Annotated in this window: 9 protein-coding genes; 2 read left to right on the top strand and 7 right to left on the bottom strand. The window is 62.8% G+C overall.

What is annotated here, in order from left to right; translation table 11 throughout:
• From ABYB95_RS12560 to ABYB95_RS12530, 7 genes are all read right to left on the bottom strand, one after another.
• Window positions 1-590: NADPH-dependent 7-cyano-7-deazaguanine reductase QueF (locus ABYB95_RS12560; RefSeq protein WP_372658895.1), on the bottom strand; the 590-nt coding region annotated here is incomplete at its 3' end.
• Window positions 587-1,474 (bottom strand): alpha/beta fold hydrolase, encoded by an 888-nt coding sequence (locus tag ABYB95_RS12555; RefSeq protein ID WP_372658894.1) that lies wholly within the window; start codon window positions 1,472-1,474, stop codon window positions 587-589. The genes ABYB95_RS12560 and ABYB95_RS12555, both read right to left, overlap by 4 nt.
• Before the next feature lie 116 nt (window positions 1,475-1,590).
• The gene (locus ABYB95_RS12550; RefSeq protein WP_372658893.1) at window positions 1,591-2,490 is read right to left on the bottom strand and encodes a 2OG-Fe(II) oxygenase; all 900 of its coding nucleotides are present in this window, start codon (window positions 2,488-2,490) and stop codon (window positions 1,591-1,593) included.
• A gap of 36 nt (window positions 2,491-2,526) precedes the next feature.
• Window positions 2,527-3,303: a peroxide stress protein YaaA gene (gene yaaA, locus ABYB95_RS12545; RefSeq protein WP_372658892.1), complete on the bottom strand. Its 777-nt coding sequence runs from the start codon at window positions 3,301-3,303 to the stop codon at window positions 2,527-2,529.
• A gap of 87 nt (window positions 3,304-3,390) precedes the next feature.
• A complete protein-coding gene (locus tag ABYB95_RS12540; RefSeq protein WP_372658891.1) occupies window positions 3,391-3,981 on the bottom strand; it encodes a DUF3501 family protein in 591 nt (196 codons plus the stop codon).
• A gap of 132 nt (window positions 3,982-4,113) precedes the next feature.
• Window positions 4,114-5,466: a (Fe-S)-binding protein gene (locus tag ABYB95_RS12535; protein WP_372658890.1), complete on the bottom strand. Its 1,353-nt coding sequence runs from the start codon at window positions 5,464-5,466 to the stop codon at window positions 4,114-4,116.
• A gap of 184 nt (window positions 5,467-5,650) precedes the next feature.
• Window positions 5,651-6,073 carry a rubrerythrin family protein gene (locus ABYB95_RS12530; RefSeq protein ID WP_372658889.1) on the bottom strand — a complete coding sequence of 141 codons (423 nt, stop codon included), beginning with the start codon at window positions 6,071-6,073 and terminating at the stop codon, window positions 5,651-5,653.
• Window positions 6,074-6,362: 289 nt separating this feature from the next.
• Between ABYB95_RS12530 and ABYB95_RS12525 the strand changes: the two genes are divergently transcribed.
• Entirely contained in the window at window positions 6,363-6,968 is a 606-nt protein-coding gene (locus ABYB95_RS12525; RefSeq protein ID WP_372658888.1) for a VOC family protein, read from the top strand.
• A 23-nt stretch (window positions 6,969-6,991) separates the two neighbouring features.
• On the top strand, window positions 6,992-7,768 hold a 777-nt coding region (locus ABYB95_RS12520), incomplete at its 3' end, for an FAD-dependent oxidoreductase (RefSeq protein ID WP_372658896.1).

The following is a 7,768-nucleotide window of genomic DNA, read 5'->3' as shown; positions in this document are numbered from 1 at the left end:
TCGGGTTGGCCGGTCACAAGGCAATTGCTCTTGAGCAAATGGCTCATCAGCGATTCGCTCACCGGCTGCTCGTCCAGCGCGGCGCTGAGCAGCTCGGGCGCGGGCTGGTATCGGGTGCATTCCACGTCCAGCCGGTCGATGCACAGGCCTTTGAGTTCCTGCACCTTCTCGCTCTCGAATTGTTCGGGCAGACACAGCTTCACCCCCACGCCCGCCTGCATGGGGCCACCGTGCCAGATCGCGCCGTTCAAGTCGCTTCGGATCTGCTGGCGCACCGCGTCGGCACTGGCGAAACCGGTGTTGTTGAAGCTGTTGAGGTAGAGCTTGAACGATTTGCTCTCCACGATATGGGTGCTCTCGCAAGGCACGGTGATGTGCGCCAGCGCCACCTGCGGCTTGCCACGCAGGTTGAGCCAGGACAGCTCGTACGCGGTCCAGAGGTCGGCGCCCAAAAAAGGCAGGCTGCCGCTGATGCCCATGTCTTCGCGCTTGGCCGCGCGGGGCAAGGGGAACAGCAGCGATGCGTCGTAGCGATCGACGTAGGCCGAGGCTTTGCCCAGCTGCGAGTGCTCCGGCGTGTTGTCGCTCATGGATGGACCGCCTGGAGGTGCGGCACGATGAGTTCGGCCAGGCGCTTGGCCACGCCCGGCGGCCAGTCGTGGCCCATGCCTTCGATGGCTTCGAAGCGTGCGCCCGGTATGCGCTCGGCGGTGTCGCGTCCGCAGGCAATCGGCACCAGCGGATCGGCCGTGCCGTGGATCACCAAGGTAGGACAGCCGATTTTGGGCAGCAGCTCAAAGCGCTGGGTGTCGCTGGCGATCGCCATCATCTGGCGCACCACGCCTTCGGGGTGGTAGCTGCGTTGCACGCCTTGCATCAGATGTTGCTGGAACTCGGCCATGTCTTGCGCATACGCCGGACTGCCCACGAGCTTGAAGAGGTCGAGCGTATGGGCCACCACCGCCTCGGGGTCCTTGCTGCTGGGCCGCTTGAGCATGGCCTGGGTCACATCCATGCCAGGCCCGGGCAGACCGGGCGCGCCGCTGGAACTCATGACGCTGGTCAGGCTGAGTACGCGCGTGGGCGCGGTGGCAGCGATGCGCTGCGACACCATGCCGCCCATGGACACGCCCACCAGGTGCGCCTGGCGGATCTTGAGCGCGTCCAGTATCCCCAGCGCGTCCTGCGCCATGTCTTGCAGGCTGTAGCCCGAACGCAGCGGCAAACCGATGCGCGACTTGATGAACTGCCAGGCCAGGTGGGGTTGCCCCAGATCATCGAGATGGCTGGACAAGCCGATGTCGCGGTTGTCGTAGCGGATCACCCGGTAACCCGCGCGCACCAGGGCCTGGATCAGCGAATCGGGCCAGGCCACGAGCTGCATGCCCAGGCCCATGGTGAGCAACACCGCAGGAGCCGTCTCTTCGCCGCTGATTTCGACTTCGAAACTGAGCCCGTTGCTTTGAATTTTCATGACCAAGGATCTCGGTGGGAAGACGAAGAGACAGTGAAAGCGAAGAGTCCGTACCAGGCGCCGGGAGAAGCCGGCGTTGGGCACCGGGAACCGACGCCGCCCGCATTGTGCGCGACTTAGGTGAACACGCCTTCGCGCAACCACTTGGTGGCTACCCACTTCTCGCCCTCCAGCACTGGTGTGCCGCCGTGCAGGCTGCGGGTGGACGGCTCGGGCTTGTCGTAGCTGAAAAAGACGGCGTTGCCGCGCAAGGGCGCCACCTCCAGGCCGATGTCGGGAAACACGGTGGCACCGCCCCGGGTCGGTTCGTTCAAATACATGATCAGTGTGGCGACGCGCTGGCCACCGCGTTTGACAATGGTCGGCGTGCCCGGCTCCTTGGGGTCGAAATAGTCGTAGTGCGGCTTGTACTCGGCACCGGGCCGGTAGTGCAGCACCTGCAGACCTTCGCCGTTTTCCAGCGGCCAGTTCACCAGCCGCGCAATACGCGCCTCGATGCGCTCGATCAGGGGCGTCTGTCCGCGCGTGAAAAACATGCCGTTGCTGGTGCGGTCGGGGTTGAGCTCCTCACCGCCCGATTTGGTCTCTACCGTGAGCGATCGCGCCATGCGCGGTCGCGCCGCGGCAATCAGACCATCGCACTCTTCGTCGCTCAAAAAATGGCCCAGCACCAGCACGCGCGGGTTGATCAGGCTGGCGATCACCTCGACCAGACCATCGCCCACGTCGATCTGGTTCGCCGCCCCGGACAGCGCCACGTCGGGCAGGCTCGAGGCCGGGCGCGCCACCACGGGTGAGGCGGTGCGCGGCACATCCGCTGCCGGCGGCGAAGCCCGTGTGGCGCTCTTGTTCTGGCTTTGCAGGTGTTCACGCAAGGTGCTTTCCATCGCGCTGATGGCCACATCCTCGTCCCACCCTGAGGACTTCATGGCCTCCAGCACGGCATCGGGTGCGAAGCCGGCGCTGGCCTGTTCGATGATCCATTGGCGCAAGGCGGGGGTGACGGTCTGTTTCATGACGGTCCTGGCGGTGGGTTTTGACTGGGAAATGGTTCAGGCTTTCTGTTCGCGGCGAAACACCAGGCGCTCGGCGTCGGACGCCGCTGCGTTGAAACGGTAGCCCTCGGCGTCAAAGCCTTTGAGCTGCTCGACCAGCGTGGCCTGATGCTTCACAGCGTAACGCACCATCAGGCCACGTGCGCGTTTGGCCATGAAACTGATGATCTTGTATTGGCCGTTCTTGTACTCCTCAAACACCGGCGTGACCACCCGGGGCTTGAGGACCTTGCGGTCCACCGCCTTGAAATACTCCTGGCTGGCGAGGTTGATCACCACCGGGCTGACATCGGCGGCGGCGCGCTGGTTCAAATAATCGGCGATCTGGCTGCCCCAGAACTGGTAAAGGTTGCTGCCCGCGCTGGTGGCCAGGCGGGTGCCCATTTCGAGCCGGTACGGCTGCATGCGGTCGAGCGGGCGCAACACGCCGTAGAGCCCACTCAAGATGCACAGGTGCTGCTGCAACCAGTCGAGCTCGGCCCCGCCCAGCGACTTCGCATCCAGACCGCCGTAGACATCACCATCAAAAGCCAGCACCGCTTGTTTCGCGTTCTTGGCAGTGAATTTGGGCCGCCAAGCCTGGTAGCGCGCCACGTTCAGCCCCGAGAGCGTGTCCGACAAATGCATGAGTTCGGCGATCTGCAAGGGCGACTTTTCGCGCAGCACCTCGATGAGGGCGCTGGATTGCTTCACGAACAAGGGTTGCGTGTGCTCGGTGGTGTGCGCCGGTGTCTCGAAATCGAGGGCTTTGGCGGGAGAAATCAGAAACAGCATGGGGTGCGTCGGGTTCGGCTTGGTCGCCGGTTTCAAACAGAAAAAAAGGCTTCCCGCAGGAAGCCCCGATTATCGCCAACCGGACCTTCAGCGCAGATCGCCCGCCAGGCTGCTCAGGGTTTCGAGGTTGATCTGGACGTGCGCCGGGTAATGCGTGTGGTCGCAGCCCAGCTTGACGCCGGCGCCCGCCTTGACGGCCGCACACATCGGCGGCGTGAATTCGAAGCGCACAAAGTGCACGGCCGAGGTCTTTTCCTCGTTCTCGCGGTCCAGGTCCTCGTCGGCAATGGCGTAGACGCGGGTGTGGCCCTCGACTTCAACAAACAACCGGTCTTCCACGCCGATCAGCCGCGCCAGCTCGCGCTTGCGCTCGTTGACGTCGGTGTACTCGATCATCATGGTGGCCTTCCAGTTGCTGCCATCGGGCACCAGCGGCGCATAGGCCTCGATCTCCTGCAGGATGCCCTCTTCCTCGAAGACTTTTTCAATGCGCAGCATTTCCTGGATCTGGTAGCGGATGGTGGTCTCGCTCTCGAACTGCAGGTTGATGTGCTCGCCCAGCAGCACGCTGCGCAGCTTGCGGTGCGCAATGACATCGGCCTTGTGCAGCTTGCGCCACTTGGTGTAGGCCTCCAGGCTCATGAGGCTGTCGGGGGTGATGTGTCCGGTGAGTTGCATGGGTTTCTCCTGTTCAACGTAGGTTTTGCCGCCGGGCCGCCCCAAGGCAAAACGCGCCCCAGAGCTGGCGTCGACCGGGTCCCTCCCCAGTCCTGGGGCAGCGACCCGCGCAGCGGCGGAGCGTGGGGGCCGTCATTTTTTCAGGCCGTATGCCCGGGCCACCAGGCTCAGCGGATGCTGCAGCTCGGGCGCGCCGAGGCCGTTGACCTCGAAACCCTGGGCGATGTGGTGGCCGCCGAGCGGGCAGTCCGAGCTGATGTAGTCGGGTTTGCTGCCGTCCTTCATGTTGGCCATGGCCTTGAATACCGGCTTGCCGATCTTCATGGCGGTCTGGTGATAAGCCTTCTTGACGCCAAAGGTCCCGGCGTGCCCCGAGCATCGCTCGATGGTGTTGATGGTGGTGTCCGGGATCATCTTGAGCATCTCTTCGGTCTTCTTGCCGATGTTCTGCACCCGGCCATGGCAAGGGATTTGGTAGCTCACATTGCCCAGCTTCTGCGGGAATTCGACCTTGAGCAGACCGTCGCGCTTGCGCGCCATGAAGTATTCAAACGGGTCCCACATGTGTTCCTTCACCAACTGGGTGTCGGCATCGTCCGGAAACATGAGCGGGATTTCCTGCTTGAACATGAGCGCACAACTGGGCACGGCGGCCAGGATGGCGTAGCCGTCTTTGGCGTACCGGGCCAGCACCGGAATATTGGCCTCTTTGCTGGCCTGCACCGACTCCAGATCACCCAGCTCCAGCTTGGGCATGCCGCAGCATTTTTCCTTGTCCACGATCACGTAGGGAATGTCGTTGTGGTTCAGGATCTTGAGCAAGTCCAGGCCGATGCCGGGCTCGTTGTAGTTGATGTAGCAGGTGGAGAAGATCGCCACCTTGCCCGGCGTCTTGTCGCCGTTCACCACCGCGCTGGCGGTGGCCCCGGGCGTGCCAGAGCGAAACTTCTTGGTCGCCAGTTCGGGCAGCCAGGCGTCCTTGTCCACGCCCGCCACCTTCTCCATCACGCTGCGCGCCAGCTTCGTCTTGTTCACCGCATTGGCCACCTGCACAACCACAGGAATGCCAGCGAACTGGCCGTGCACATCGGTGGAGGCCAGAAATTTCTCCGCCACCCCAACTTCACCCTTCTGGAACTTGATGGCTTTGGCCCGCAGCATGGTGTGCGGAAAATCCAGATTCCACTCGTGCGGCGGCGTGTACGGACACTTGGTCATGTAGCACAGGTCGCACATGTAGCACTGGTCCACCACCTTCCAGAAATCCTTCTTGTCAACGCCATCGACCTCCAGGGTCTTGCTCTCGTCGACCAGATCGAACAGGGTCGGGAAAGCGCCGCACAAGCTCACGCAGCGGCGGCAGCCGTGGCAGATGTCGAAGATGCGCTCCAGCTCGTCGAAGCACTTCTCTTCGTTGTAAAAATCGGGGTTTTTCCAGTCCAGCGCATGCCGGGTGGGCGCCTGCAAATTGCCTTCGGTGGCCATGTCTCTGCTCCTCTTGTCTGGGGATGTTGTGGTGGGTTTTTGAAAGGGCTCAAAAAAACCCTTTCAAAAACGGTGCGCGCGAGGTGCCTTGGTCAAGAATCCAGTGGAACCGGCTTTGCCGGGCCACATGGATTGCCCCCTTGAGGGGGTGACGCGCCGCAGGCGCGGCGCGGGGGTGGGTCAATTAATCCACCAGTTCGGTCAAGGCCTTCTGGTAGCGGTTGGCGTGGCTGCGCTCGGCCTTGGCCAGGGTTTCAAACCAGTCGGCCACTTCGTCGAAGCCTTCGCTGCGTGCGGTCTTCGCCATGCCGGGGTACATGTCGGTGTACTCGTGCGTCTCACCGGCCACAGCAGAGGCCAGGTTGTCGCGCGTCGCACCAATGGGCATGCCGGTAGCCGGGTCGCCGGACTGCTCCAGGAACTCCAGGTGGCCGTGTGCATGGCCGGTTTCGCCTTCGGCGGTGGAGCGGAACAAGGCTGCCACGTCGTTCTGGCCCTCGATGTCGGCCTTGTTTGCGAAGTAGAGGTAGCGGCGGTTGGCCTGGGATTCGCCGGCGAAGGCGTCTTTCAGGCATTGCTCGGTTTTCGAGCCTTTCAATGCGGCCATGGGGGTTCTCCTATCGTGGGTTGATGAAGCGCCCAATGATCGGACCGGAACGCATCCAAACCCATTGGGACTCGCACACCATACCCGCGCGCATGCACACCGTCTAATTGTTCTGGCCTATATGACGAATTACCAAAAACTATCAAATCAAATTAATTGATAACGATTCTCAACACCATCGACACCCCCGATGTAAACGCTCAAACTGGCGTTTTCTTCACCACAGAATAATTTCGTTTGGTACAATGAATTTCACATTGGTGAATTCAAACCGCCGGAGACAACCGCCATGCACACCACGCCCCTCCCCGCTCCCGCCCCGATCCAGCAGCTGCACCACTACGCCTACCGGGCACGCGACGCCGAAGAAACACGCCATTACTACGAAGACATCCTGGGTCTGCCGCTGTACCACATCATCCAGAGCGACCATGTGCCCAGCACCGGTGAATACTGCCCCTACACGCACTTCTTTTTCCGCCTGCAAGACGGCTCTTTCATCGCCTTCTTCGACCTGGGCGACGACCAGGCCGCCGAGCCCAGCCCGAACACGCCTTTGTGGGTGAACCACATTTCGTTCCGGGTCGACTCCAAGCAAGCGCTGGAAGACATGAAAGCCCGCCTGGAAGCGCACGGCATCGAGGTGCTGGGCATCACCGACCACCACATTTTTGACAGCATCTACTTCTTCGATCCGAACGGCGTGCGGCTGGAACTCACCTCCCAGCGCGCCGACGCGGCGCAGATGCACAGCGAAAGCAAGACCGCGCACACCCGCCTGGCCGAGTGGACGGCGCGCAAAGAGCAGTGGCGCCAGGAGCGCGCCGCCGGCAAGACGGCGCAGGCTCTCAAGCCCCAGCGCAACGACCGCCCCGAAGTCGGCGCCAAAACCTGAAGCGAGGGAGACACGTGCCAGCCATTGCCAACACCGCCCTCGGTCCGTCCAGCACCGGCCAGGGCTACCAACTGCCGCACTACCCCTTTGAACGCCCCGCCGAACTCGACCAGCCCGAGCGGGTGCGCCACCCCGTGGTCATCGTCGGCGGTGGCATCACCGGCCTGACGCTGGCCTGCTCGCTGGCGCGTCTGGGCGTGGCGGCGGTGCTGCTGGACGAAGACAACACCGTGGGTGTCAAAGGCGCATCCTCGCGCGGCATCTGCTACACCCAGAAGTCGCTGGAGATTTTTGAACGCCTGGGCATCTTTGAGCGCATCGCGGCCAAGGGGGTGCAATGGAGCGTGGGCCGCACCTATGCGGGCGACGACGAGGTCTACAGTTTCGACTTGCGCCAGCAAGGCAACTTCCACCTCTCCAGCCAGCCGCCCTTCATCAACATCCAGCAGTTCTACATCGAAGCCTTTCTGGTCGACCGCATCCAGCAGCTGGGCCACGTGCAACTGCGCTGGGAAAACCGCCTGGTGGGTTTCGAGCAAAACGCGGATTTCGCCACCCTGACGGTGGAGACACCGGCCGGCAGCTACCGGATCGTAGCCGAGCATGTGATCGATGCGACCGGCGCGCACAGCCCCTTGCGCGAATGGCTGAAGGTGCCATTCGACTCCAAACGCGGCAACGACCGCTGGTGCATCGCCGATGTGCGCTTCACCACCCACCCGCCGCAGGAGCGCCACACCTGGATCGAAGCGCCCTTCAACGACAACCGCGCCGTGTGGCAGCACCTGATGGCCGACGAC

It is taken from the genome of Hydrogenophaga sp. (assembly GCF_041633695.1).
Lineage (GTDB): Bacteria > Pseudomonadota > Gammaproteobacteria > Burkholderiales > Burkholderiaceae_C > Hydrogenophaga.
Note: the sequence above shows the minus strand (reverse complement) of the source record. Positions and strands in the feature narration are given on the sequence as shown.